Below are 25,441 nucleotides of genomic sequence, written 5' to 3'. Positions count from 1 at the left end.
ACTCATCCTGTCTGCGTGCTGTTGATCTCTGCGCGCCTGCGCAGCCAGTCCGGTAGCGGTGCGTGTTCCAGGTATGCCTGCAGCCGATCCAGGTAGGCGTGGGTTCCGCCGAGGAACCCGCCGGCGTTGCGCACGCCTAATCCCCGATGGGTGAACTTCAGCAGGGTGCCGGTGCCGTCGGGAGTCAGTTCGTAGCGCACGGTGCTGTCCTCGACGATGGGCTGACGCCACTCGTGCTCGAGGACGTGCGGCGGATCCCACACCAGAATGCGCCCGGTCATGCGCATCCGGTCCGGAGGTAGCGGCGGTCCGATGGGCACCATCTCGATCGTCCCGCCTTGCCGCGGTTCGATCGTCGTCGCGCCGAACCACTCTCGGCGTTCGGCGGGGTCGGCGATCGCGTTCCAGACCGCCTCGATCGGATAGGGCAGTCGGCGTTCGAACGTCAGGACGGCGCGCTCGCCGTCGATGGTCAACCGGCCGTTGCGGTCAGTCATCGCCGCTCCCGTGCTTTGCTTCCAGATGACGCTCCAGTGCGGCGAGGTGGTCGGTCCAGATGCGGCGGTAACGCGCGATCCAATCGTCGATCGCCATCAGTCCGTCGGCGCGAAGCGCATAGATGCGGCGCTGCGCGTCGGGCCGCACCTCCACCAGGCCGACTTCCCGCAGCACCCGCAGATGCCGGGACACCGTCGGCTGGGTCAGTCCAGGCAGGCTCGCGACCAGTTCACCCGCGGTGCGTTCACCGTCGACGAGCTGGTCGAGCAGTGCGCGACGACTCGGCTCGGCGACCGCTTCGAAGACGTCCATGCGGCTAGTATTACATTCTATCTATATAGACGCAAGGACATATTGCTCAGCTCGCGCTGAAGGGGTTGTGTTCGGCGATCAGTTTCTCGAGCCGGGCCTCATCAAGCCTCACCCGGATGGTGGCGGCTTCCTGTTGGTCGCGGATCACCTTGGCCAGGGTGAACGAACTGGTGACCAGAAACAGCGCCGTCATGCCCAGAAACAGTCGCTGCCAGGAGTCCAGGGGAAGGAACAAGATCCCGCCGACCAGTCCGACCAGGCTGACGCCGAAAGCGATTGCGGCTTGCAGGAAGTAGGCGGCGGTGGTCCGCGAGGTGGTAGGTGTGTCCATGCCGCCAGCCTGCAGGCGCAGCCGACGGCGGGGGTAGGTAGAACTACCCGACCTTCGACCTGTGTGCCGCGCGTATCAGGCGCAACTGGCCGATCTCGGCGGTGTTCTTGGTCAATTCGACGTTCACCCACAGCGCGGTGCGCGCGACGGTGTGGCCCGAGTCCTCGCCCCACGGGTACGCCGAGGGGGCGTTCGGGTCGACGCCGGTCAACACCTCTCGCCAGCGGTCGGCGAGGTGACGCAGGCGGGCGACGGCGGCGGCGCCCTCACCCGGCCAGGTGACGACGCCGGGCTCCCGCGGTGCTTCGCCGGTCAGATGATCGATCGCGCTCGACCACCACCAGTCGACGTGCCACGTGAGCCACGCGATCGTCGGCGCCGGGATGGGCTGGGGTTCCGTGGCGGACCAGTCCGCACGCCACACACCGTCCGCATCCGGCCGTACCGTCCACGTCACCTCGGCGGGCTCCCAGAGGAAGTCGTCATCGGCGAGGGCGGCCAAGTGCAGGTCGGCCAGCGCCCACACGAGTTCGAACTGCCACTGGAGGTCGACGGTCACGGGCGGCGTTGCACCAGCAGGGTCTGCGCCGAGGTGCCGATGAAGCCCTGCCGATCGAAGAGTTCGGCCGTGGTCACCCCGATGCCGTCGGGGCCGATCGAGCCACGGGCACGAACCGCGAAGTCGCTACCTGTTGGCAGGCGGTGCAGATGCACGGCGGTGTCGGTGTTCATGAACACGAACGACTCCGGGTCCAACGCCGCACCTGCACCGTTGGCGCTGTCCACGACCATCGCGAGCCGCTGCAGCGCGGTCGTCGGCTCCGAATCAACAAGCGCGACAAGCGGACTCATCCACACCACGTGTCCGGTCTCGCCGGTCTCGGGTTGGCGCCGCCAGCTCACCGTCTCCAGGTAGCCTTTCGCGCCGACCCAGCCGTGGGGCACCTCCACGGCGGTGCCCTCGATGAGTGGGGGATAGCGGTCGGTGGCCGCGTCGGCGGTGTCGCTGGTCGCCAACAGCCATGCCGTCACGCGGGCCACCGCGCGCCGTGTGCCGTCGGGCCGGGTGTGGAGCATCTCGGCGGCCATCAGCGATATTCGCGCGCCCGGGCGTTCCACCCAAGCGCGGACCCGCAGCTGCTCGACGGGAATCGCCCCCAGGATGTCCAGAGTCAAGCGCCCGATGCGCAGTCCCGAGTCGCCGGCCAGCTCCTCGATACGTTTGGTCATCAGCGCCAACGGCGGTGAGCCGTGCTGGATTTCGGGATTCCAGTTGCTGCGGGTGCCGTCTGTGGACTCGAAGACCTCGAATTCGTTGTCGGTACCGATTCGGCGGTAATGGCAATCGATCACGCCTCGGCTCCCGCTCGTTCCGGCCCTCGGCTCACGCCGCAGGCTCCGCCGCTCGCAGCACGATGTCCTCGGCGGTCGGCGAACCTTCATCGGGTGCCTCGGGCCAACCCGGGTACGGCGGCGGGGTGCCGCCGAACACCGGGCAGTGCGCGTGGTGGGCGCACCAGTCGCACATCGCCGACGGCTTCGGGCGGAAATCACCGGTGGCTCCGGCGTCCTGGATGGCTCGCCAGATGGCGGTCAGCGTCTTCTCGAACCGCATCAGCTCGTCGAGGTCCGGGGTGTAGTCGAGGATCTGACCGTCGGCCAGGTACAGCAGCCGCAGCCGCGCAGGCAGCACGCCACGCGAACGCAGCAGCGCCACCGCGTAGAACTTCATCTGGAACATGGCCTTGAACTCCGCGAGCGCGCGCGCCTCGGGCGGCGCCTTGCCGGTCTTGTAGTCGACCACCCGCAGCTCACCGGTGGAGGCGACGTCGATGCGATCGACGAAGCCGCGCAGCAGCGTCCCGTCCGCCAGTTCGACCTCGACGCGCTGCTCACAACTGTCCGGGTCGAAGCGGGTGGGATCCTCGAGCCGGTAGTAGCCGGCCAGCAGGTCGCGCGCCTCCCTCAGCAGCGTGGCCCGCACCTCGGGGGCGAACTCGTCGGCGATGTCCGGGCGTTCGGCGACCACGCGGTCCCAGGCCGGCTCGACAAGCGTCATCGCGGTTTCCGGACGGCGCTGGGCGGCCGGCAGCGCGTACAGCTGCTCGAGCGCCGCGTGCACCACCGAACCGCGGACCTGGGCGACCGAGGACGGCGCGGGCAGCCGATCGATCGCGCGGAAGCGGTACAGCAGCGGGCACTGCTTGAAGTCGGCGGCCCGCGAGGGCGACAGCGCCGGGCGCCGCAGCTTCTGCGCGCCCTGCTCGTTCATAACGCCAGCCTAAGACCGCTGTCCGACAACCCCGGTACCCACGACGGCGCGTCTACTGGCAGGCTGAACGACTGTGCCAAGGACCGGTCCGTTCGCCGTCGGCGATCGGGTGCAGCTCACCGACGCCAAGGGTCGTCACTACACGATGGTGTTGACGCCCGGCGGGGAGTTCCACACCCATCGCGGCGTCATCGCCCTCGACTCCGTGATCGGGCTGCCTGAGGGCAGCGTGGTCAAGTCCACCAACGGCGACCAGTTCCTCGTGCTGCGGCCGCTGTTGGTCGACTACGTGATGTCGATGCCGCGCGGCGCCCAGGTCGTCTACCCCAAGGACGCCGCGCAGATCGTGCACGAGGGCGACATCTTCCCCGGCGCCCGGGTGTTGGAGGCCGGTGCCGGCTCCGGCGCGCTGACGTGCTCGCTGCTGCGGGCCGTCGGCCCCGAGGGGCGGGTGATCTCCTACGAGGTCCGCGAGGACCACGCTCACCACGCCGAGCGCAATGTCGCGACCTTTTTCGGCGAGGCGCCGGCGAATTGGGAGCTGGTGATCGCCGACCTGACCACCTACAGCGGTCCGGAGGTCGACCGCGTCGTCCTCGACATGCTCGCTCCATGGGAGGTATTGGGCACGGTCGCCGACGCGCTGGTCGCCGGAGGCGTGCTGATGGTCTACGTCGCGACCGTCACGCAGTTGTCGCGAGTGGTGGAGGCGCTGCGCGAGCAGCAGTGCTGGACCGAGCCTCGGGCCTGGGAGAGCATGCAACGCAACTGGCACGTCGTCGGTCTGGCGGTGCGCCCGCAACACACGATGCGCGGCCACACGGCGTTTTTGGTCTGCGCGCGCAAGCTGGCGCCGGGCGCGGTGGCGCCGATGCCGCTGCGGCGTAAACGGCAACTCGGCACCTGACCTTGACGGGTTTATTGCACGCACGAGGTGAGGGCGATCAACCAGTTAGGCCGCGATGGTCAGTCGTCGGTGCTGCGCCGCAGGCCGCGCCGCGCCGACAGCAGCTCGAACTCCGGGCGCGCGGCCACCAGACGTTCGGCGGCGTCGAGTACCTCGACGACATGCCCACGGTCGGCGGCCACCAGAGCCACCCCGACGTTGGCCCGCCGGTGCAGTTCCTGGGCGCCGGTTTCGGCGGCCGAGACGGCGAATCGGCGATGCAGTTCGGCGATCACCGGCCGGATCGCCGAGCGCTTCTGCTTGAGCGAGCGCACGTCGCCGAGCAGCAGGTCGAATTCGAGCCAACCGATCCACATCGGCGGCTCACGGCGTCGGTGTCGGCGTTGGGGCCGGACCGAGCTGCAACAGCGCATCGGTCGTCGAACGGGTCAGCTGCCAATGGTTGTCGGCGAAGCGGAACTGCATCGGGAACGTGAACTCGCCCGCCGCCGGGTTGGCGGTCCGCACGGTGACGATCGCCTGAACGACACCGTCGGCGCCGTCGGACCACATCAGATCTTTCGCCTCGAAAGTCGCCGGTGCGTAGCCGCCGTCGCGCAGCGCGACGGCGAACTTGTCCATCGTTTCACCGTCGGCCGCGGTGGCGTCCTCGATCAGGTGGAGCTTCTCGGCTCCGGGAACATTGGCGTCGGCGATGCGCGCCAGCACGTCGGTGAGCGCCTCGGGAGGCGGCAGGGGTGCGCTCGTCGCCCCCGGGTCCGGCGGCTGCACCGTCGGCGACGTGGCGACCGGCGGCTCGGTCGCCGCGGGGGATTCGGTTACCGGTTCGTCGGCGCCACATCCGCAAAGCCCGAGCGCCGCCGCTAACGCGACGGCGCTCAGGACTGCGAAACGGTCGGTGCGGCGCACCGGACTCCTAGCCGACGGCGGACAGCAGCGCCATCAGCGACTGCTTGGCCATCTGCCAGCCGGTCGGGCTCGGGCCGGGCACGAACTGGATGTTCTGGCTGGCCGTGCCGCCGGTGGCGGCGGTCGCGGTGACATCGGCCGACACGACGGGGCCGTTCTGGTCGATGTTGGCCACCGAGAAGCTCAACGGGAACTTGCCTTCGGCGGCCGCCTCACGAAGCTTGGTGTCGGCAACGCGGCTCTCGATGCGCCCGATGCCACCCTGGATGTACGGCGCTTTGCTAGCGGCCGTGCCGGACGTGCCGAGCGCCTGCAGCGTCTGCAGAAGCGCGCCTTCGAGTTCGGGAGCCGGGGCCTGCGGCATCGGGATGTCCCAAACGACCGGGGTGACGGTCGGTGCGGCGGCTACGTTGGAGGATGCAATGGACGTCACACCTGCCGCAGCACCGCCGACAACAGCAACCGCTGCGACGCCGGTAACGAGGGCTTTCAGGGTCACGATTTTCCTTTCGATCGGACCAACACATCAGAGAGGTTAACAGTGGTGCAGGTGTGTCGAATTGCTACACCGCACACAAAGGCTGAATCGCCGGTAGCTTTGAAGTTGTTACTGCACCAACTTTCGGTGCGGGGAGGGGCGCAATATGAGTGAATCAGACCGTTCTGACGCTTTCGCAGAGGGTTTTGACGCCCGAGGATCCGGCCTGTCCAGTGAGGACGCGGCCGAGCTCGAGGAGCTCCGCCGGGAGGCTGCCGTCTTGCGAGAGCAGTTGGAGAACGCGGTCGGGCCCCAGAGTGGGTTGCGCAGCGCCCGAGATGTTCATCAGCTCGAGGCGCGCATCGACTCCCTCGCCGCCCGCAACACCAAGCTGATGGAGACCCTCAAGGAGGCCCGTCAGCAGCTGCTCGCGTTGCGCGAGGAGGTCGACCGCCTGGGCCAGCCGCCGAGCGGATACGGAGTGCTGCTCGGCGTCCAGGACGACGACACCGTCGACGTGTTCACGTCCGGGCGCAAGATGCGGCTGACGTGCTCGCCGAACATCGACACCAAGTTGCTCAAGCAGGGCCAGACCGTCCGCCTCAACGAGGCCCTGACGGTCGTGGAGGCCGGCAACTTCGAGGCGGTCGGCGAGATCAGCACACTGCGCGAGATTCTGTCCGACGGGCACCGCGCGCTGGTGGTCGGGCATGCCGATGAGGAGCGCATCGTCTGGCTCGCCGAGCCCCTGGTTGCGGCCGAGGACCTGCCGGAGCGCTACGACGACGACCTGAACGACGACAGCCGTCCCCGCAAGCTGCGCCCGGGGGACTCGCTGCTGGTCGACACCAAGGCCGGATACGCGTTCGAGCGCATCCCCAAGGCCGAGGTCGAGGACCTCGTGCTCGAAGAGGTGCCCGACGTCAGCTACAACGACATCGGCGGCCTGGGCCGCCAGATCGAGCAGATCCGCGACGCCGTCGAACTGCCGTTCCTGCACAAGGAGCTGTACCGGGAGTACTCGCTGCGCCCGCCCAAGGGTGTGCTGCTCTACGGTCCGCCCGGCTGCGGTAAGACGCTGATCGCCAAGGCGGTGGCCAACTCGCTGGCCAAGAAGATGGCCGAGGTGCGTGGTGACGACGCCCGCGAGGCGAAGAGCTACTTCCTCAACATCAAGGGCCCAGAGCTGCTGAACAAGTTCGTCGGTGAGACCGAGCGTCACATCCGGTTGATCTTCCAGCGCGCGCGGGAGAAGGCCTCCGAGGGCACCCCGGTGATCGTGTTCTTTGACGAGATGGACTCGATCTTCCGTACCCGCGGCACCGGTGTGAGCTCAGATGTGGAGACGACGGTTGTGCCGCAGCTGCTTTCGGAGATCGACGGCGTCGAGGGGCTGGAGAACGTCATCGTCATCGGCGCCTCCAACCGCGAGGACATGATCGATCCGGCGATCCTGCGGCCCGGCCGCCTGGACGTCAAGATCAAGATCGAGCGTCCGGATGCCGAAGCGGCCCAAGACATCTTCAGCAAGTACCTCACCGAAGAGCTGCCGGTCAACGAGGACGACCTCGCGGAGTTCGACGGCGACCGCTCGCTGACGATCAAGGCGATGATCGAGAAGGTCGTCGACCGGATGTACGCCGAGATCGACGACAACCGCTTCCTCGAGGTGACGTACGCCAACGGTGACAAAGAGGTCATGTACTTCAAGGACTTCAACTCCGGTGCGATGATCCAAAACGTCGTCGATCGGGCCAAGAAGTACGCCATCAAGTCGGTGCTGGAGACCGGCAGCAAGGGTCTGCGGATCCAGCATCTGCTGGACTCGATCGTCGACGAGTTCGCCGAGAACGAAGATCTGCCCAACACCACCAATCCCGATGACTGGGCACGGATCTCAGGCAAGAAGGGCGAGCGGATCGTCTACATCCGCACGTTGGTCACCGGCAAGAGCTCGTCGGCCAGCCGGGCGATCGACACCGAGTCCAACCTGGGTCAGTACCTGTAGCTCACCTCACCTTTTCGGCCGCGAGCGGGCGTGTTTGTACACGGCGCGCCGCAGTTGTGCAGCAATTCGCGCACGCTCGCGCGCGCCGAGGGATACCGTCGCGTCATGTCTGCGGACGAACTGTCGGTCACGGACGGTGTTTTCGGCAAGCGGTACGGCGAAGTGCTGCTCGTCAGGTCCACACCGTCGGGTGCCGAAGCCACGGTGTACAACTCGTTTCCGCTCAACGACTGCCCGGCCGACCTGTGGAACGCGCTCGACGCGCAGGCGATCGCCCAAGAGAACGGCGCTGTGGCCACACTGCTCAACGGGCCGCGGTACTGGCTGATGAGCAGCATCGGCAAGAAGGGCCGGGAGACATTGGAGCGCAAGAGCTTCGGTGGCATCGAGATGCTGCGCCAAGCCACCGTCAAGCTCGCGTCGATGAATCCGGCCCCGTATCAGCTGAACCGGGTGGACCGGAAGGCGGTCTTCACCTTCGATGCGGGCCGCGAGATCTACGAACTCGTCGACCCGGACGGCAGGCAGTGGGTCATGCAGACGTTCAGCCAGACGGTCGACCCGTCGCTCACGCTGAGCGACCTTCCCGGCCTCGCCGCCAGGCTGTCGCTGCCCGATGGCTGGTCCTATCGGGCGCGCACCCCGACATCGCCGCTCGTGGTCGACACCGCCACCGAGGACGCCTGCGTGACGCAGGACGATCTCGCCAACAGTTACTCGTTGGTGGCCTCCATCGCGCGGTAGGCGTCGCGGCCGGCCAGGCTGACCGCGACGTCGGCGATCAGCGGGTCGAAGAAGCGCTCGCGGTACAACGGGTCCACGCTGGTGCTGACCGTGAAGTACAACCCCGACAACACGGCGACGAAAAGCGATACGTGCACGATGGTCTGCGGCACCGGCACGTTGACGCCGAACCACGTTCCCGGGCAGGGCGGTTCACCGACCGGACAGGACTGCTCCGAGGCCCACAGCACCGCGACATCGTCAGGGACGGCGACGATGCCGAGCGCGAGGAAGAATATGAACAGTCCGGTCGTGAAAAACACCACCTGGATCGTCTGGGAAAACACCATCACCGCAACGACATTGACCTGTTCGGCCAGCGAAAGCGGCGTGCGTTCCAGGCGCGTGCGGGGCGCGACGGCCAGCGGTGTGCCCTCGAGCAGCGTGGCCGGGTCGTTTTGTTCGGCGCGATCTTCACGCAGCGCCCGAACTTCGTCGCGAATCGTGGTGACCACGAAGATCAGCGCGACCAGGGCCAGGAAACCGATTGTCTGCCAGAGCCGTTGGCGTGGCATCCGGGCGGCCAGCTGCCACAGCTCACCGGTGAAGTACACGACGACGGTGAGCATCAGCAGCGGCAGCGCCCGGCTCATCAGTGTTCCGAGCGCGCCGAGTTGCACCCAGGCGAACCGCAGCGCCCACAACGCGATCGCGCCGATACCGAGATAGGTGAGCCAGATCGTGACCACGGCGACGACCGCGAACCCCACCGCCTCGACAGCCGCGATGCCCGAAAAACCGCTGTCGGCGAACGGAAGTCCCAGCACGAACACCGCCATCACCACCAACGCCGCCGACCGTCGGCCGGCCTCGCTGTGCGCGGTGCCGATGCGGTGCAGGAGATGTAACACGAACGGAGCCGCCACCAACAGCGCAGTCAGCACTCCCAACCGGATCGCATAGCCGATGTCAGGATCATCGCCGGTGAGATCGGCCAGCAACATCGTCAGCGAAATCACCGCTCCGACACCGCTGACTGTCGGGGCCGAACGTTCGATCAGCGCCCCGGAGCGAACCCGTCGCGTGAGAACAAGCGGCAGACCGCGATGCAGGAACCAGTTGTGCACCCGACGCATGTCCGACACGGGCATATTGTGCGCGAGATTCGCTCCGGCAGGCGCTCACCGCGCCGGAACGGCGGCCCGGTAGCGGTTGCGGGCGGTCAGCGTGAGCCACAGATCGTCGAGCAGAGGGGCGATGAACCGGTCGTGATAGGCGTCGTCGCCCACCGCGCGGGCGCTGACGTACATGAACGTCAACGCTCCCAGGAACAAAGTCACCTGGATCAGCGCATCCGGAACCGGGATCGTCATGCCGAGGATTTGCCCGTCGCTGGAACCGTTGCGCGTCCATGCCGCGAGCAGCTCGGGCGAGAGCAGGATCAGGCCCAACACCAGGAACAACAGTGCGGTGACCGTGGCCACCACCAGGATGTGGGCCAATTGCGACACCGCGAGCACGAAATACACGTTCCACCGCTCGGGCCGGCTCAGCGGCTTCACCCGCGCAGGATCGGGCATGTCGGCGAACGGGGTACCGTCCAGCTTTGCGGCGTGACCCGGGTCCGGATCGGGGTCGTTGACCATGGGGCGCAACCGGTCCACGATCACCGACGCGACGAACGCCGCCGCGATCGCGGTGAGGAACGACAGCGCCAGCCAGAGCCGGGTGCGCGAGATCGTCGCCGCCATCAGCCACACCGGCGAGTTGAAGAACACCAGGAACGTCAGCAGCAGCACGGGCAGCGCGCGCAGCAGCAGTGAGCCCGCCGCGCTCAGATGCGCGAGAGTCACCCGGGCGGCCCAACCCAATATCGAGCCGACGCCCAACGCGGTGAGCGCCAGGATCGCCGCGATGGCCACCGCCACCCACACCAGGTTCCTCGGCAGGTACGGGCTCGGGCCGCCGAACACACCGCCCAGCACCGCGACGGCGACAGCGACCGCCGCGGCCGCGAGGCGACCCCGCTGGAGAGGGATGCGCGACACCCACCACCGCGCCGCATCGATGGGTGCGGGATCGACCGGATCGGATGGCACGGTCGCAGGCTACTTTCCGCCGTCACCTAGGCTTGGCGACATGCAACGGATTATCGGGACCGAGGTCGAGTACGGCATCTCGTCGCCGTCCGACCCGACCGCGAATCCGATTCTGACCTCGACCCAGGCTGTGCTCGCGTACGCCGCGGCGGCCGGGATCCAGCGCGCCAAGCGCACGCGCTGGGACTACGAGGTGGAATCGCCGCTGCGCGACGCCCGCGGGTTCGACCTCAGCCGGTCGGCAGGGCCGCCGCCGGTCGTCGACGCGGACGAGGTCGGCGCGGCGAACATGATCCTGACCAACGGCGCCCGCCTGTACGTCGACCACGCCCACCCGGAGTACTCCGCACCCGAGTGCACCGACCCGCTGGACGCCGTGATCTGGGACAAGGCGGGCGAGCGGGTGATGGAGGCCGCCGCGCGGCACGTCGCCAGCGTGCCCGGCGCCGTGAAACTGCAGCTCTACAAGAACAACGTCGACGGTAAGGGCGCGTCCTACGGGTCGCACGAGAACTACCTGATGAGCCGGCAGACCCCGTTCTCCGCGGTGATCGCCGGGCTGACGCCGTTCCTGGTGTCGCGCCAGGTCGTGACCGGTTCGGGGCGTGTGGGCATCGGTCCCTCCGGCGACGAGCCGGGCTTCCAGCTGTCGCAGCGCTCGGACTACATCGAGGTGGAGGTTGGCCTCGAGACGACGCTCAAGCGCGGCATCATCAACACCCGCGACGAGCCGCACGCCGACGCCGACAAGTACCGCAGGCTGCACGTGATCATCGGCGACGCGAACCTGTCGGAGACCTCGACGTATCTCAAGCTCGGCACCACCGCGCTGGTGCTGGACCTGATCGAAGAGGGGATGGATCTCAGCGATCTCGCGCTGGCCCGTCCCGTGCACGCGGTGCATGTGATCAGCCGCGACCCGTCGCTGCGCGCCACCGTCGCGCTGGCCGACGGTCGCGAGGTGACCGGCCTTGCGCTGCAACGGATGTATCTCGACCGGGTGGCCAAGCTCGTGGACAGCCGTGATCCGGATCCGCGGGCCGCCGACATCGTCAAGATGTGGGCCGAAGTCCTCGACCTGCTGGAGCGCGATCCGATGGAGTGCGCGGAGATCCTGGACTGGCCGGCCAAGCTGCGCCTGCTCGAAGGTTTCCGTCATCGCGAGAACCTGGGCTGGTCGGCGCCGCGGCTGCATCTGGTCGACCTGCAGTACTCCGACGTGCGGCTGGACAAGGGCCTCTACAACCGGCTGGTGGCCCGCGGGTCGATGAAGCGGCTGGTGACCGAGCAGCAGGTGCTGGACGCGGTCGACAACCCGCCGACCGACACGCGCGCGTACTTCCGCGGTGAGTGCCTGCGCCGCTTCGGGGCCGACATCGCCGCGGCGAGTTGGGACTCGGTGATATTCGATTTGGGCGGTGATTCGCTGGTCCGGATTCCCACCCTGGAGCCGCTGCGGGGCAGTAAGGCGCACGTCGGAGCCCTTCTGGACTCCGTGGACAGCGCCGTGGAATTGGTAGAACAGCTCACCAACTAGGCGCGCTATCGCAGGCAATCAGCGCGGCGACCGGTAATGTGGAGTCACGGCGGGCAGCAGTGAGCCCGCCGACAACTTACGCAGGAGGCAGCGATGGCTCAGGAGCAGACCAAGCGTGGCGGTGGTGGCGGCGAGGACGACGACCTCACCGGCAGCACGGCCGCCGGGCAGGAGCGTCGCGAGAAGCTGGCCGAGGACACCGACGACCTGCTCGACGAGATCGACGACGTCCTCGAGGAGAACGCCGAGGACTTCGTGCGCGCATACGTCCAGAAGGGTGGACAGTGACCTGGCCGCACCGCGATCAGCTGGCCTTTCCCTCGCCCCTACCTGGAGCTCCATCCGTTCCCGTGGACCTGTCGTCCTTCTCTGAACTCCTGCGCCGCCAGGCGCCCGAACTTCTACCCGCCCACCGGGCCGCCGCCCATGCAGGCGACGCCCATTCCGACTTCGCGCCCCACGGCACCACGATCGTCGCGCTGAAGTTCCCGGGGGGCGTGGTCATGGCCGGTGACCGCCGCGCCACCCAGGGCCACATGATCGCCAGCCGCGACGTGCAGAAGGTGTACATCACCGACGATTACACGGCCACGGGTATCGCCGGGACGGCGGCCATCGCCGTCGAGTTCGCCCGCCTCTACGCCGTCGAACTCGAGCATTACGAGAAGCTGGAAGGCGTCGCTCTGACCTTCCCAGGCAAGGTGAACCGGCTCGCGACCATGGTGCGCGGCAACCTCGGTGCGGCCCTGCAGGGTTTCGTCGCGCTGCCGCTGCTCGCCGGCTACGACGTCGACGACCCCAACCCGCAAGCGGCAGGGCGCATCGTGTCCTTCGACGCGGCGGGCGGCTGGAACTTCGAGGAAGAGGGCTACCAGTCGGTGGGCTCGGGCTCCATCTTCGCCAAGTCGTCGATGAAGAAACTGTATTCGCAAGTGACGGACGGTGATTCGGCGCTGCGGGTGGCCATCGAGGCGCTCTACGACGCCGCCGACGACGATTCGGCGACCGGTGGGCCCGACCTCGTGCGCGGTATCTACCCGACCGCGGTGATCATCGACGCCGACGGCGCCGAAGAGGTGACCGAGGAGCGCATCGCCGAGTTCGCCCGTTTGGTGATCGAAAACCGTTCGCGCGCTGACACGTTCGGCCCGGACGCTGTCCACCGTTCGACCGATGCGCGGGGAGATTCGTGAGCTTTCCCTATTTCATCTCGCCCGAACAGGCGATGCGTGAGCGGTCCGAGCTCGCGCGCAAGGGTATCGCCAGGGGGCGCAGCGTCGTGGCGCTGGCCTATGCCGACGGGGTGCTGTTCGTCGCCGAGAACCCGTCCCGCTCGCTGCAGAAGGTGAGCGAGCTCTACGACCGGGTGGGGTTCGCCGCCGTCGGGCGGTTCAACGAGTTCGACAACCTGCGCCGCGGGGGCATCCAGTACGCCGACACCAGGGGTTACGCCTACGCCCGCCGCGACGTCACCGGACGTCAGTTGGCCAACATCTACGCCCAGACACTGGGCACCATCTTCACCGAACAGGCCAAGCCCTACGAAGTCGAGTTGTGTGTCGCGGAGGTCGCACACTACGGCGAGTCCAAACCTCCGGAGATGTACCGCATCACCTATGACGGGTCGATCGCCGACGAGCCCCACTTCGTCGTCATGGGCGGAACGACGGAACCGATCATCGCTGCCCTCAACGACTCCTACACCGAGAACGCCGGCCTGGAAGATGCGATGAAGATCGCGATCGACGCGCTGCACGCCGCGGGTAACGGTGGCACCGAACAGCGCGTGCTGGGTCCCTCGACACTCGAGGTGGCGATCCTGGACGCCAATCGGCCACGGCGCGCGTTCCGTCGGATCACCGGCTCCGCCCTGGAGACGCTGCTGCCCGCGGTGGAGGAGACTCCGCAGGACTCCGAACCCGCCGGAGAGTAGGTCAGCCGGCGGCCGGCGTCGGCCGCGCCCGGATGAGGATGAGTTCGGCGAACTGCTCAGGGCATTCCAGCGGCGTGAAATGTCCCGCGTCGTAAGCGAAGTGCACGTGCACGTCGCTGAAGTAGTGCCCGAGTCGGTCCGACCATGCGGCCGGGAACAACGGATCGTGGTGCGGCCACACCACATCGGTGGGTACGTGGATCTTGATGGCACGCTCGGGCGGCAGTTCGGTGAGCGACTGGGCGATCATCCCGGCGCCCGCGCGGTACCACGCGATCGACGCGGTGAACGCGCCGGGCAGACCGTAGTCGGCCACCAGTCGTTCTAGATCGTCTTCTGACACGGCGAAATTCGGCCCTGACCAATGCGTCCAGAAGTGCCGTAGGTAGTCGCGGACCAGATCGGGGTTCCCGTCGAGCAGCTGGCCCGCCAGCGGCAACTGGTGGAAGGACTGATACCAGAACTCGCTCTGCGCTTTCGCGGTCAGGACGCGGTCACCGGCACCGGGCAGCGGCGGGGACAGCACCAGCGAGCACACCAGATCCGGCTGCATGCGAGCGACGCTCTGCGCGACGCGGCTGCCGACGTCGTAGCCGGCGAGCACCACCTCGGACAGCTCGAGCTCCTTGATCAGGCCGATGATGCTGCCGGCCTGCGCGGTCGCGCTGTAGAAGTGCCGGATCGCAACCGCATGTTTGTCCGAGCCGCCAAACCCCCGCAGGTCCGGCACGACGACATCGACGGCATCCCCGAGCAGAGGCACCACCCGGCGATAGTCGTGGCGGTTTCCGGGCCAGCCGTGCAGCAGTACCACCGGCGACGCGCCCCTGGTGCCGAACCGGTCGTAGGCGAGCCGGAACCCGTCGACGGGCGAGCTGCGCGACCACACCGGCTTATTCTGGCCAGATGTCATCCCGGTTGTTGTGAGGTTGGACGATCCCTGCCGATATCACCGGTGATGACCCCGAGGATCGCGCGCCACGCGTCCGAGGGCGCGTTCAGCACGTCGGAATGGGCGCTGGGGCCGGCCATTGGGCGCCCGTCGTCGTACCGGCCGGCGGGCAACGTGATCACACCGGCCATCTCGTCGGGATCGGCGCCGTGCGGGCCGCCCGGGATGCCCTGCACGGCCGCGATGAGGTCGCCGGGCGGTGTCATGGAGAAGCGCAACACATGTGGGTTTCTGTTGTGCCAGTCACCGGGCTCATGCACCCCGACGCCCGCCCCCGCGGCGGCGACGTACATCGTGCGGTCCGAGGTCATGCCCAACGCCTCCGCGGTGCCCACGATCGACCCGCCGTAGGAGTGGCCGACGACGGTGACGGGGATCCGGCGGCCCGTCGAGTCCACCGTGCGATCGACGTCTTCGGTGAAGGCGACCAGCCGCGGCGCCATGGCCTGCGCGTAGCGCGGGTCGGCCGCCGCCGCCAGACCGCTCACGACGTTGTCGCCGCGCGGAAACGGCCCGCCGAGATAGGTGATGGCGGCGACGTCGCCGCGGGTCGCCGAGACGAACCTGCGCGCGGTCCCGACGTTGGCCGCCGAGCCGGTGATCGTCGTGTTCAGCCCCGGTACGAGCACGGCGACGCTGGAGGCCGTTGCGACGTTGCCGTGCAGTTCGACCAGCGATGAACGGCGGGGGTCGAAGGCGAGCACCTGGCGGTCCAGGCGGGCGTGTCCGCCTGCGGGATCGTCGATCTCGCCGAGCAGGTCCCGGTACACCGTGAGCCGCTGCGGGTCGGGTTCGCGCAGCACGGCCTGCGCCACGTTGGTGCGGTTGGCCTCGACCCGCATCTGCCACGGCACGCCGTCGGTGTTGCCCACCTGCGAGGGGAAGTCGTCGATCAGCCGCTGCCGCTGCTCGGGTGTCATGGCCGCGATCTGATCGGCGATCCGGTCCTGGCTGGTGACCGGCCATGCGGCGACGACGTCGGCATCGGCGGCCTGACTACCGGCGGCAGGCAGCACGAAGGCCTCGGCGATGTCGGCCGCAGCGTCGGCGTCGGCGGCCTCGAGCCGGTCCAGTGCCTCGGCGAGTCGGCCGGTCAGCTCGGCCGCACGCAGGGTGAGCATCTCGACGGCGACCGGCGGGGCACCTCCGGACAGCGCGACCAGCAGCGGCGACGGCGGGTCGTGCACCGCGACCGCCCCGGCGTCGTCGACGGAAAACCCCTCGGCGCGCGCGGTGGCGACCACGGCCATCACGTCGGCTCGGGCGGCGCCGATCTGGGCGGCGCCGTCGCGGGCCGCCGCGGCGGCGAGCACCAGTGCGCGCGAGAGCGTATCGGCCGTCGCCACAATGCTTTTCGCGCGCTGGCGGGCCGTGTCGGCGGCGGCACCGGTCCAGAAGCTGAATTCGGCGGCCAGGGCGTCGGCGTGCACGCACACGGACCGGGCGTTGCGGCCCCACCCGTCGGCCAGCCGGCTCAGCGCGCCCGGAGACCAGGCTTGGGCCTGGCCGATGGTCGGCCGCGTCACCGTCCGACGCGGACGGCGGTGCGTTGCTCGGCGCGCTCGAACGCGTCCGCGGAGATTCGCGCCGCGAGGGCCCAGCCGCGCATGTTGGCGACGACCTCGGCGAGCCCGGGCGCGACGGGCGCTGTCGCGGCGACGTCGGCGACGGCCGCGCCGGGCAGCTCACCCGGATTCAATTCGGGCCAACGCATCTCGGCGATCCGGTCGGCGGCGGTCATGACCTTCTGGGCGACGGTGCGCAGCTGCGACACGTCGACCTCGACGATTTCCCCCATGGCTCATGCTGACAGAACCGACGTCCGCGCTGCTGAAGTTATCCACAGGGCCAAGCTCGTGGCCGTCCTTACGGACCGCGCGGAGGGTGTCCACCCCGATGTCCGCTGCCTTCTTCGGCGCGGCTTGCCCACCGCGACCGCCGAGCAACAAGTAGTCTCGATGAGGTGCAGCGACGGATCATGGGCATCGAGACCGAATTCGGTGTCACCTGCACGTTCCACGGCCACCGTCGGCTCAGCCCCGACGAGGTGGCGCGCTACCTGTTCCGGCGCGTCGTGTCGTGGGGCCGCAGTTCGAATGTCTTTCTCCGGAACGGCGCCCGGCTCTACCTCGACGTGGGCAGCCACCCCGAGTACGCCACCGCCGAGTGCGACAGCCTCACGCAGTTGGTCACCCACGACCGGGCGGGTGAGCGGGTGCTCGAGGATCTGCTCATCGACGCCGAACAGCGGTTGGCCGACGAGGGCATCGGCGGCGACATCTACCTGTTCAAGAACAACACCGACTCCGCGGGCAACTCCTACGGTTGCCACGAGAACTACCTGATCGTCAGAGCCGGAGAGTTCTCGCGCATCTCCGACGTGCTGCTGCCGTTCCTGGTCACCCGCCAGTTGATCTGCGGTGCGGGCAAGGTGCTGCAAACTCCCAAGGCCGCGACGTTCTGCCTGAGTCAGCGCGCCGAGCACATCTGGGAGGGCGTGTCCTCGGCCACCACCCGGTCGCGCCCGATCATCAACACCCGCGACGAACCGCACGCCGACGCCGAGAAGTACCGCAGGCTGCACGTCATCGTCGGCGACTCGAACATGTGCGAGGCCACCACGATGCTCAAGGTGGGCACGGCGTCGCTGGTGCTCGAGATGATCGAGGCCGGAATCGCGTTCCGCGACTTCTCGCTGGACAACCCGATCCGCGCGATCCGGGAGGTCAGCCACGACCTGACCGGCCGGCGCCCGGTACGCCTGGCCGGCGGCAGGCAGGCCAGCGCCCTGGACATCCAGCGCGAGTACTACGCCCGCGCCGTCGAGTACCTGCAGAGCCGGGAGCCCAACACCCAGATCCAACAGGTCGTCGACCTGTGGGGACGCCAACTCGACGCCGTGGAGAGCCAGGACTTCGCCAAGGTCGACACCGAGATCGACTGGGTCATCAAACGAAAGCTGTTCCAGCGCTATCAGGACCGCTACAACATGGAGCTGTCCGACCCGAAGATCAGCCAACTCGACCTCGCCTATCACGACATCAAGCGCGGTCGCGGAGTGTTCGATCTGCTGCAGCGCAAGGGACTGGCCGCGCGGATCACCACCGACGAGGACATCGAGGCGGCCGTCAACACGCCGCCGCAGACCACCAGGGCCAAACTGCGCGGGGAGTTCATCAGCGCCGCGCAGGAGGCCGGCCGCGACTTCACCGTCGACTGGGTGCACCTCAAGCTCAACGATCAGGCGCAGCGCACGGTGTTGTGCAAGGACCCGTTCCGGTCGGTCGACGAGCGGGTGAAGCGGCTCATCGCCTCCATGTAGGCGCTCGCGGGAATCCCCTCGCTGCGCTCGGGAGGTGCTCGCTCAGTTCGCCCCGCCGGGCGTCGGGTTTATGGCGCAAAATTGGCCGAAACCCGTCAGAATCCCGACGCTCGGCAGTTGGAGGGGCCGGCGGCGCGTCCTCGTCCAGGCGGCGGCAGCGTGAGCGCTCACCTGTGTGCGGTTTCGGCGCGAAAACTGGTACGAGGCTGAGCGCTCGGCCGGTGGGCGGCACACCCTAAGCTGGGTCGAGTGGCGATCTCCAAAGTCGAACGGCTGATGAACCTCGTGATCGCACTCCTGTCGACGCGCAACTTTATCACCGCCGAGCGGATCCACCAGACGGTTTCGGGATACGCCGACAGCGCCAGTGATGAAGCCTTCTCCCGCATGTTCGAGCGCGACAAGAACGAGTTGCGCGACTTGGGCATTCCGCTGGAGACCGGGCGGGTCTCGCAGTTCGACCCGACCGAGGGCTACCGGATCAACCGGGAGGCATACGCGCTGCCCACGGTCGAACTGACCCCCGACGAGGCGGCCGCCGTCGCCGTGGCCACCCAGCTGTGGGAATCGCCGGAGCTCATCACCGCCACCCAGGGCGCGTTGCTGAAACTGCGCGCGGCGGGCATCGACATCGACGCCGTGGAGGCCGCACCGGCGATCACGTCGACCGGGGCACTGCCCGGGCTGCGCGGCTCCGAGGAGGTCTTGGGAATCCTGTTGTCCGCCATCGACTCCGGACAAGCCGTGCAGTTCCCGCACCGGCCGTCGCGCAGCGACCCCTACACCACTCGCACGGTGGAACCCTGGGGCGTCATCACGCACCGGGGCCGCTGGTATCTGGTGGGACACGACCGCGACCGCGACGCCACACGCACGTTCCGGCTCTCTCGCATCGGCGCCGAGGTGACCACGGTCGGACCGCCCGGCGCGGTCAAGCGACCACAGGGCGTCGACCTACGCGAAGTCGTCGAACGCGCAGTGGGCGAGTGGCCATCGGGCGGCCAGGCGCGGGTGTGGATCGCCGACGGCAAGGGCACCGCGTTGCGTCGACAGGCCGCATCGGCGACTCCGCAGACACACAACGGCCGCGCGGGCGAGGTCATCACCATCGACATCGGAATGTTCGACCGGCTGGCCCGCGAGGTCGCCAGCTACGGTCCCGACGCGGTGGCACTCGAGCCCGACTCGTTGCGTGACGACGTGGTGGCCCGGTTGACGGCGCAGGCAGGCCAACAGTGACTTGCGAGCGAGTAGCGAAGGCGGATCGCGCATGACGGCCGTATCGACGCGCCTGGTCCGGCTGCTCAACATGGTGCCGTACTTCCAGGCCAACCCGAAGATCACCTACGCAGAGGCGGCCTCCGATCTCGGCGTCAGCGTCAAGCAGTTGCGCGAAGACCTGAACCAGCTGTGGATGTGTGGGCTGCCGGGATACGGACCCGGGGACCTGATCGACTTCGAGTTCTCCGGCGACACAATCGAAGTGACGTTCACCGCCGGTATCGACCACCCGCTGCGCCTGACGTCGCCGGAGGCGACGGGCGTGCTGGTGGCCCTGCGCGCGCTGGCCGAGGTGCCCGGCATGGTGGACCCGGAGGCGGCGCGCAGCGCGATCGCGAAGATCGAGTCCGCCGCGGGCACGGTAGGCCAGGACGGTGCCGCGGTCGACGAGCCCGCGCCGATCGAGAGCGAGGCGGCCGCGGCGGTGCGGGAGGCGGTGCGCGACGGACACGCCTTGTCCATCGAGTACTACTCGGCGTCGCACGACGTGCTGACCAGCCGCATCGTCGACCCGATCCGTGTGGTGCTGGTCGGCGACCACAGCTACCTGGAGGCGTGGTGCCGCACCGCCGAGGGGGTGCGGCTGTTCCGTTTCGACCGCATCGTCGACGCGCAGGTGCTCAACGAGCCCTCGTCGCCGCCACCGCCGGCGGTGCAGGCCGAACCGGACACCTCGCTGTTCGACGCGGACCCCTCTCTGCCGTCGGCACTTCTGCTGATCGATCGGTCGGCGGCGTGGATGTTCGACTACTACCCGCTGCGGGTCAGCCGGGAACTGCCCGACGGCGCCGGTTGGGAGGCCGCGATGACCTACGCCTCCGACGACTGGATGGCCCGCTTCGTGCTCGGTTTCGGGTCGGCGGTGCGGGTGCTCGAGCCCGCTCATCTTGCCGAGAGGGTGCGGGAATCGGCGCACGCCGCGCTGCGCGCCTACGGCGCGGCGGCCGAGTGACGGTAGACTGGCCGCGACGTCTGGAGGTGACCTAAATGGGCGGTCTACAACCCTGGCACTGGGTGATCGTTATCGCCGTATTCGTGCTGCTCTTCGGTGCCAAGAAGCTCCCGGACGCGGCACGCTCGCTCGGCAAGTCGATGCGGATCTTCAAATCGGAGATCAAGGAGATGCAGGCCGATTCCAAGTCGGACACGCCGCCGGCCACTCCGATCGCCTCGGAGCGCGTTGACAACGCTGCGGGTCCCGAGACCGAGCAGCCATCGGACAAACGTCCGGCCTGAACGCCGAGAATCGATTGACCGCGGCCACGCTGCCGCGTCAGTAGGCATGCCGTGCAGACCCCAGGACTCTTCAAGAAGCTCGATCCTCGCCGACGGCGCTCGCGGGTCAACCCCGATGGCACGATGTCGCTGGTCGAGCACCTGCATGAGCTGCGCACCCGGCTGCTGATCTCGGCGGCCGCCGTCGTCCTCACCACGATCCTGGGCTTCCTCTGGTACAGCAACGGCGTGTTCGGGCTGCCCAGCCTCGGGGACTGGCTGCGCGGCCCGTACTGCGATCTGCCCGCCTCGTCGCGGGCGACGATCGCGCCCGACGACGAATGCCGTCTGCTCGCCACCGCACCCTTCGACCAGTTCATGCTGCGCCTGAAGGTCGCGCTGACCGCGGGCATCGTGCTGGCCTGCCCGGTGTGGCTGTATCAGATGTGGGCGTTCATCACGCCCGGGCTGTACAAGAAGGAGCGCCGGTTCGCGGTCGCGTTCGTCACCGTCGGCGCCACGCTGTTCGTGGCGGGCGCGGTGCTTGCCTACGTGGTGTTGGCCACCGCGCTGGGCTTTTTGCTGACCGTCGGCAGCGACGTGCAGATCACCGCGCTGTCCGGCGATCAGTACTTCGGCTTCTTGATCAACCTGCTGCTGGTGTTCGGTTTCAGCTTCGAGTTCCCGCTGCTGATCGTGATGCTCAACGCCGTTGGAGTGCTGACCTATGAGCGGCTCAAGGCGTGGCGCCGCGGGCTGATCTTCGCGCTGTTCGTGTTCGCCGCGCTGTTCACCCCGGGATCGGATCCGTTCTCGATGCTGGCACTGGCGCTCGCCCTGACCGTGCTGCTCGAGTTCGCGATTCAGATCGCGCGGCTGCACGACCGACGCAAGGCGCGTCGGGCCGCGCTCGAAGACATCTCCGACGACACGGCCGCGCCAATCGAACCCGCCGAACCCATCGAAGCGTCCAGCACTGTGCCGACGTCCGCACGACTTGTGGTCGATGACGACGCCACCTAGTGAATTGGGCTGCGAGCTGGCCCGTTTCACCGAACAGTTGACGTTTGCGCTCGACGACTTTCAACGCCGATCCTGCGAGGCACTGGAGAACGGGCACGGTGTGCTGGTGTGCGCACCCACCGGCGCGGGCAAGACGGTGGTGGGGGAGTTCGCCGTGCACCTCGCGCTGGCGGCGGGCGGAAAGTGCTTCTACACGACGCCGATCAAGGCGCTGAGCAACCAGAAGCACAACGACCTGGTGCTGCGCTACGGTCCGGAGAAGATCGGACTGCTCACCGGTGATCAGTCGGTCAACGGTGACGCCGATGTGGTGGTCATGACGACCGAGGTTCTTCGCAACATGCTCTATGCGAATTCCTCGACGCTGCAGGGTCTTTCGTATGTCGTGATGGATGAGGTTCACTTCCTGGCCGACCGCATGCGCGGCGCGGTGTGGGAAGAGGTCATCCTGCACCTGCCCGACGAGGTGCGGCTGGTGAGCCTGTCGGCGACGGTCAGCAACGCCGAGGAGTTCGGCGGCTGGATCCAGACCGTGCGCGGGGACACCGCGGTCATCGTCGACGAACACCGTCCGGTTCCGCTGTGGCAGCACGTCCTGGTCGGCAAGCGGCTGTTCGACCTGTTCGACTACCGCGCCACCCGGGCGGCCCGCGGCACCACGAAACCCAACCGGGAGCTACTCGTCGACCCGGAGTTGTTGCGGCACATCGCACATCGGCGCGAAGCGGATCGGCTGTCCGACTGGCAGCCGCGCGGTCGGGGCCGCAACCGGGGCAGGCCGACCATGTACCGGCCCCCGTCGCGACCCGAGGTGATCGCCACGCTGGACCGCGAAGAGTTGCTGCCCGCAATCACCTTCATCTTCTCGCGCGCGGGATGCGACGCCGCGGTCAAGCAGTGCCTGCGGTCGTCGCTGCGACTGACCACCGACGAGGAACGCGCCCGCATCGCCGAGGTCGTCGACCGGCGCTGCGGGGATCTGCCCGAGTCCGACCTGATCGTCCTCGACTATCACGAGTGGCGCGAAGGCCTGCTGCGCGGGCTGGCCGCCCACCACGCCGGCATGTTGCCGGTGTTCCGCCACACCGTGGAGGAGCTGTTCTCCGCCGGGCTCGTGAAGGCGGTATTCGCCACCGAGACACTGGCTTTGGGAATCAACATGCCCGCACGCACGGTGGTGCTGGAGCGGCTGGTGAAGTTCAACGGCGAACAACACGTGCCGTTGACCCCCGGTGAGTACACGCAGCTGACCGGGCGGGCGGGCCGCCGCGGCATTGACGTCGAGGGCCACGCCGTGGTGCTGTGGACCCCGGATGTCGAACCGGCAGAGGTCGCCGGGTTGGCGTCCACCCGAACGTTCCCCCTGCGCAGTTCGTTTGCGCCGTCGTACAACATGACCATCAACCTCGTCCGGCAGATGGGCCCGGCCCAGGCGCACAAACTGCTGGAGAGTTCGTTCGCGCAGTACCAGGCCGATCGCTCGGTGGTGGGGTTGCGCCGCGGTATCGAGCGCGGTGAGCGGATGCTCACCGAGATCAGCGCCGAACTGGGCGACGACGCGATCCTCGACTACGTCCGGCTGCGGATGCAGATCTCCGAACGCGAACGCGCGCAGTCGCGAGCCTCGCGACTGCAGCGCCGCAGGGCCGCCAACGAGGCGCTGGCCTCGCTGCGCCGCGGCGACATCATCACGATCACGCACGGTCGCCGCGGAGGTTTGGCCGTCGTGCTCGAACCGGCCCGCGACGACGAGGACCCGCGCCCGCTGGTGTTGACCGAACACCGCTGGGCGGGGCGGATCTCGTCGGCCGACTACGCGGGAACGTCTGCCCCGTTGGGCACCATGCGGTTGCCCAAACGCGTCGAGCACCGCAACCCGCGAGCCCGGCGCGACCTCGCCTCGGCGCTCAACTCGGCGGCCGAACGCCTCGACGTGCCGTCGAGAAAAGGCAAGCGCAGCGGGAGCGCCGCGGCCGAACGCGCCATCGACCCAGAATTGGTCGCGCTGCGCGAGCAATTGCGCGCGCAGCCGGTTCACCACCGTCCCGACCGGGAGGAGAAGGCGCGGCTGGCCGAGCGGTACCTGCGCATCGAACGCGACAACGAACAGATCCGGCAGAAGGTGGCCGCGGCGACCAACTCGCTGGCGCGCACGTTCGACCGGATCGTGGTGCTGCTGACCGAGCGCGGATTCATCAGCGGCGCCGCGGACGACCCCAAAGTGACCGACGACGGCCGCCTGCTGGCCCGCATTTACAGCGAAAGCGACCTGCTGGTGGCCGAGGCGCTGCGCACCGGCATCTGGGAGGGACTCGACGCCGCCGAGCTGGCGGGCGTCGTGTCCGCGGTGCTCTACGAAGCGCGCGGCGACACGCCGGGCGCTCGCGAGGGCTTCGACATCCCGACCGGCAGACTGCGCCGCGCCCTCAACCAGACGCAGCGGCTGTGGACCGAGTTGCGCGCCGACGAACAGCGCCACCGCATCACCGGCAGCCGCGAACCCGACGACGGGTTCGTCGCCGCGATTTTCCGGTGGGCCACCACCGGCGACCTGACCAGCGCCCTGGCCGCCTCGGATGCCACGGGCAGCGGATCACCGCTGTCGGCGGGTGATTTCGTCCGGTGGTGCCGACAGGTCCTCGACCTACTCGACCAGGTGCGCAACGCCGCACCCAGCGCCGCGTTGCGGAGCGCCGCAAAACGCGCGATAAACGACGTTCGACGCGGCGTCGTCGCTGTTGATGCGGGGTAATGTGTCGGGGGCAAGACGCCGAGGTATCCGCGGCTCGGCCGCGGGTGAACAAGGAGTGATATGAGCGGACCGCAGGGATCTGATCCGACGCAGTCGTGGCCAGGCCAGCAGCCGGAACAGCCTTCGGACCAGCCGTCCAGCGATCCATCGGCCAACCAGCCGTGGCAGCCCCAGGGCGGCGACGCGACCCAGGCGGCGCCCAGCTGGCAGCCGCCTGCCTACGACCCGTCGCAGGCCCAGCAGCAGTACCCGCAGTACCAGCAGCCGGCGTACCAGCCGCCGCAGCAGTACCCGGGTGGCGAACAGTACGGACAGCCGCCCAGCGAGTACACCCCGCAGGCGTATCAACAGCCGGGGCAGTACGGCCAGCCGCACTACGGGCAGCCATACGCGCAGCCCGGTCAGCCGGGCTACCAGCAGCAACCCGGCCAATACGGTGACCAGACCGGCCAGTACGGACAGCAACCGGGCCAGTACGGCCAGCAGCCGGGTCAGTTCGGCCAGTACCCGCAGTACGGCCAACCGGGTTCGGAGGAGGGTTCGAAGCGCTCGCTGGCCGTGATCGGCGGCGTGATCGGCCTGCTGGCGGCGGTCATCGTCGCGGTCGTGCTGGTGCTGGGCTTCTGGAAGCCGGGTTTCTTCGTCACCACCAAGCTCGACATCGACGCCGCGCAGTCCGGGGTTCAGCAGATTCTCACCGACGAGGCCAACGGATACGGCGCCACCAACGTCAAGGACGTCAAGTGCAATGACGGCCAGAATCCGACCGTCGAGAAGGGCGGCACCTTCAACTGCGAGGTCAGCATCGACGGCACCAAGCGCCAGGTGACGGTGACCTTCCAGGACGACGAGGGCACCTACGAGGTCGGCAGGCCCAAGTAACCCTGGT

General features: G+C 68.2%; 28 protein-coding genes. 14 read left to right on the top strand and 14 right to left on the bottom strand.

The features are described from left to right. Positions 1-2: 2 nt before the first annotated feature. From A5759_RS18130 to A5759_RS18105, 6 genes are read right to left on the bottom strand one after another with little or no spacing between them, the layout of a single operon-like run. A complete protein-coding gene (locus tag A5759_RS18130) occupies positions 3-497 on the bottom strand; it encodes an SRPBCC family protein (protein ID WP_064425626.1) in 495 nt (164 codons plus the stop codon). Beyond that, positions 490-810: a helix-turn-helix transcriptional regulator gene (locus A5759_RS18125; protein ID WP_064393954.1), complete on the bottom strand. Its 321-nt coding sequence runs from the start codon at positions 808-810 to the stop codon at positions 490-492. Before A5759_RS18125 ends, A5759_RS18130 begins: the two co-directional genes overlap by 8 nt. A 46-nt stretch (positions 811-856) precedes the next feature. After that, positions 857-1,141: a YiaA/YiaB family inner membrane protein gene (locus A5759_RS18120; protein ID WP_068200007.1), complete on the bottom strand. Its 285-nt coding sequence runs from the start codon at positions 1,139-1,141 to the stop codon at positions 857-859. A 43-nt stretch (positions 1,142-1,184) separates the two neighbouring features. Next, positions 1,185-1,700 carry a DinB family protein gene (locus A5759_RS18115; RefSeq protein ID WP_064393952.1) on the bottom strand — a complete coding sequence of 172 codons (516 nt, stop codon included), beginning with the start codon at positions 1,698-1,700 and terminating at the stop codon, positions 1,185-1,187. Next, the gene (locus A5759_RS18110; RefSeq protein ID WP_064418284.1) at positions 1,697-2,494 is read right to left on the bottom strand and encodes a thioesterase family protein; all 798 of its coding nucleotides are present in this window, start codon (positions 2,492-2,494) and stop codon (positions 1,697-1,699) included. Before A5759_RS18110 ends, A5759_RS18115 begins: the two co-directional genes overlap by 4 nt. A gap of 31 nt (positions 2,495-2,525) precedes the next feature. After that, positions 2,526-3,413, bottom strand: a complete 888-nt coding sequence (locus tag A5759_RS18105) for a RecB family exonuclease (RefSeq protein ID WP_068200004.1) — start codon at positions 3,411-3,413, stop codon at positions 2,526-2,528. Positions 3,414-3,486: 73 nt separating this feature from the next. On the opposite strand from A5759_RS18105, the gene A5759_RS18100 reads away from it, so the two are divergent. Continuing rightward, complete coding sequence (locus A5759_RS18100; RefSeq protein WP_064425623.1) at positions 3,487-4,320, top strand: tRNA (adenine-N1)-methyltransferase; 834 nt, start codon at positions 3,487-3,489, stop codon at positions 4,318-4,320. Between the two features lie 59 nt (positions 4,321-4,379). Here the strand turns inward: A5759_RS18100 and A5759_RS18095 are convergent, their stop codons facing one another. Genes A5759_RS18095 through A5759_RS18085 form a run of 3 tightly spaced genes read right to left on the bottom strand, consistent with a single transcriptional unit; the run spans position 4,380 to position 5,728 of the window. Continuing rightward, on the bottom strand, positions 4,380-4,676 hold the full coding sequence (locus tag A5759_RS18095; RefSeq protein ID WP_064418281.1) for a DUF503 domain-containing protein: 297 nt from the start codon (positions 4,674-4,676) through the stop codon (positions 4,380-4,382). Positions 4,677-4,683: 7 nt separating this feature from the next. After that, on the bottom strand, positions 4,684-5,229 hold the full coding sequence (locus A5759_RS18090) for a hypothetical protein (protein WP_068200001.1): 546 nt from the start codon (positions 5,227-5,229) through the stop codon (positions 4,684-4,686). Between the two features lie 7 nt (positions 5,230-5,236). After that, positions 5,237-5,728 carry a hypothetical protein gene (locus A5759_RS18085; RefSeq protein ID WP_064418279.1) on the bottom strand — a complete coding sequence of 164 codons (492 nt, stop codon included), beginning with the start codon at positions 5,726-5,728 and terminating at the stop codon, positions 5,237-5,239. A gap of 145 nt (positions 5,729-5,873) precedes the next feature. On the opposite strand from A5759_RS18085, the gene arc reads away from it, so the two are divergent. Next, a complete protein-coding gene (arc, locus tag A5759_RS18080; RefSeq protein ID WP_064393945.1) occupies positions 5,874-7,715 on the top strand; it encodes a proteasome ATPase in 1,842 nt (613 codons plus the stop codon). Positions 7,716-7,820: 105 nt separating this feature from the next. Beyond that, entirely contained in the window at positions 7,821-8,459 is a 639-nt protein-coding gene (locus tag A5759_RS18075; RefSeq protein ID WP_068200143.1) for a hypothetical protein, read from the top strand. Here the strand turns inward: A5759_RS18075 and A5759_RS18070 are convergent. Both A5759_RS18070 and A5759_RS18065 read right to left on the bottom strand, forming a co-directional pair. Beyond that, positions 8,429-9,589: a hypothetical protein gene (locus A5759_RS18070; protein ID WP_064418278.1), complete on the bottom strand. Its 1,161-nt coding sequence runs from the start codon at positions 9,587-9,589 to the stop codon at positions 8,429-8,431. The two genes, A5759_RS18075 and A5759_RS18070, sit on opposite strands and share 31 nt — an antisense overlap. A 30-nt stretch (positions 9,590-9,619) precedes the next feature. Next, positions 9,620-10,537 carry a hypothetical protein gene (locus A5759_RS18065; RefSeq protein WP_197506101.1) on the bottom strand — a complete coding sequence of 306 codons (918 nt, stop codon included), beginning with the start codon at positions 10,535-10,537 and terminating at the stop codon, positions 9,620-9,622. 40 nt (positions 10,538-10,577) lie between these two features. Between A5759_RS18065 and dop the strand changes: the two genes are divergently transcribed. The 4 genes from dop (at position 10,578) to prcA (ending at position 14,007) form a co-directional block, all read left to right on the top strand. Then, positions 10,578-12,074, top strand: a complete 1,497-nt coding sequence (dop, locus tag A5759_RS18060) for a pup deamidase/depupylase (RefSeq protein WP_064350045.1) — start codon at positions 10,578-10,580, stop codon at positions 12,072-12,074. Between the two features lie 93 nt (positions 12,075-12,167). Then, the gene (locus A5759_RS18055) at positions 12,168-12,362 is read left to right on the top strand and encodes a ubiquitin-like protein Pup (protein WP_064393943.1); all 195 of its coding nucleotides are present in this window, start codon (positions 12,168-12,170) and stop codon (positions 12,360-12,362) included. Then, complete coding sequence (gene prcB, locus A5759_RS18050; protein WP_064393942.1) at positions 12,359-13,267, top strand: proteasome subunit beta; 909 nt, start codon at positions 12,359-12,361, stop codon at positions 13,265-13,267. Before A5759_RS18055 ends, prcB begins: the two co-directional genes overlap by 4 nt. Next, the gene (prcA, locus tag A5759_RS18045; protein ID WP_064393941.1) at positions 13,264-14,007 is read left to right on the top strand and encodes a proteasome subunit alpha; all 744 of its coding nucleotides are present in this window, start codon (positions 13,264-13,266) and stop codon (positions 14,005-14,007) included. Before prcB ends, prcA begins: the two co-directional genes overlap by 4 nt. A gap of 1 nt (position 14,008) precedes the next feature. On the opposite strand, the gene A5759_RS18040 is transcribed toward prcA, so the two are convergent. Genes A5759_RS18040 through A5759_RS18030 form a run of 3 tightly spaced genes read right to left on the bottom strand, consistent with a single transcriptional unit; the run spans position 14,009 to position 16,757 of the window. Continuing rightward, on the bottom strand, positions 14,009-14,920 hold the full coding sequence (locus A5759_RS18040; RefSeq protein WP_064393940.1) for an alpha/beta fold hydrolase: 912 nt from the start codon (positions 14,918-14,920) through the stop codon (positions 14,009-14,011). Then, positions 14,917-16,485, bottom strand: coding sequence for an alpha/beta hydrolase (locus A5759_RS18035; protein WP_068199998.1), 1,569 nt, complete (start codon positions 16,483-16,485; stop codon positions 14,917-14,919). Before A5759_RS18035 ends, A5759_RS18040 begins: the two co-directional genes overlap by 4 nt. Continuing rightward, positions 16,482-16,757: a hypothetical protein gene (locus tag A5759_RS18030; RefSeq protein ID WP_064418275.1), complete on the bottom strand. Its 276-nt coding sequence runs from the start codon at positions 16,755-16,757 to the stop codon at positions 16,482-16,484. Before A5759_RS18030 ends, A5759_RS18035 begins: the two co-directional genes overlap by 4 nt. Before the next feature lie 165 nt (positions 16,758-16,922). Here A5759_RS18030 and pafA point away from each other — a divergent pair, with 165 nt between their 5' ends. The 7 genes from pafA to A5759_RS17995 all read left to right on the top strand — a co-directional run bounded on the left by pafA (position 16,923) and on the right by A5759_RS17995 (position 25,434). Continuing rightward, entirely contained in the window at positions 16,923-18,281 is a 1,359-nt protein-coding gene (gene pafA / locus A5759_RS18025; protein ID WP_094286531.1) for a Pup--protein ligase, read from the top strand. A gap of 249 nt (positions 18,282-18,530) precedes the next feature. Further along, the gene (locus A5759_RS18020; protein ID WP_068199995.1) at positions 18,531-19,520 is read left to right on the top strand and encodes a YafY family protein; all 990 of its coding nucleotides are present in this window, start codon (positions 18,531-18,533) and stop codon (positions 19,518-19,520) included. A 31-nt stretch (positions 19,521-19,551) separates the two neighbouring features. Then, a complete protein-coding gene (locus A5759_RS18015) occupies positions 19,552-20,514 on the top strand; it encodes a YafY family protein (RefSeq protein WP_068199992.1) in 963 nt (320 codons plus the stop codon). Between the two features lie 35 nt (positions 20,515-20,549). Next, a complete protein-coding gene (tatA, locus tag A5759_RS18010; RefSeq protein ID WP_064393934.1) occupies positions 20,550-20,798 on the top strand; it encodes a Sec-independent protein translocase subunit TatA in 249 nt (82 codons plus the stop codon). A gap of 51 nt (positions 20,799-20,849) precedes the next feature. Beyond that, complete coding sequence (gene tatC / locus A5759_RS18005) at positions 20,850-21,800, top strand: twin-arginine translocase subunit TatC (protein WP_064418271.1); 951 nt, start codon at positions 20,850-20,852, stop codon at positions 21,798-21,800. Further along, entirely contained in the window at positions 21,784-24,552 is a 2,769-nt protein-coding gene (locus tag A5759_RS18000) for an RNA helicase (protein ID WP_068199985.1), read from the top strand. The genes tatC and A5759_RS18000 overlap by 17 nt, the downstream gene beginning before the upstream one ends. A 60-nt stretch (positions 24,553-24,612) precedes the next feature. Further along, positions 24,613-25,434 carry a DUF4333 domain-containing protein gene (locus tag A5759_RS17995; RefSeq protein WP_064418269.1) on the top strand — a complete coding sequence of 274 codons (822 nt, stop codon included), beginning with the start codon at positions 24,613-24,615 and terminating at the stop codon, positions 25,432-25,434. Positions 25,435-25,441 lie beyond the last annotated feature (7 nt).

The sequence above is a fragment of the Mycobacterium sp. 852014-52144_SCH5372336 genome, assembly GCF_001665615.1.
Classification (GTDB): Bacteria; Actinomycetota; Actinomycetes; order Mycobacteriales; family Mycobacteriaceae; genus Mycobacterium; species Mycobacterium neumannii_A.
This window is presented reverse-complemented; position numbering and strand designations above follow the sequence as displayed.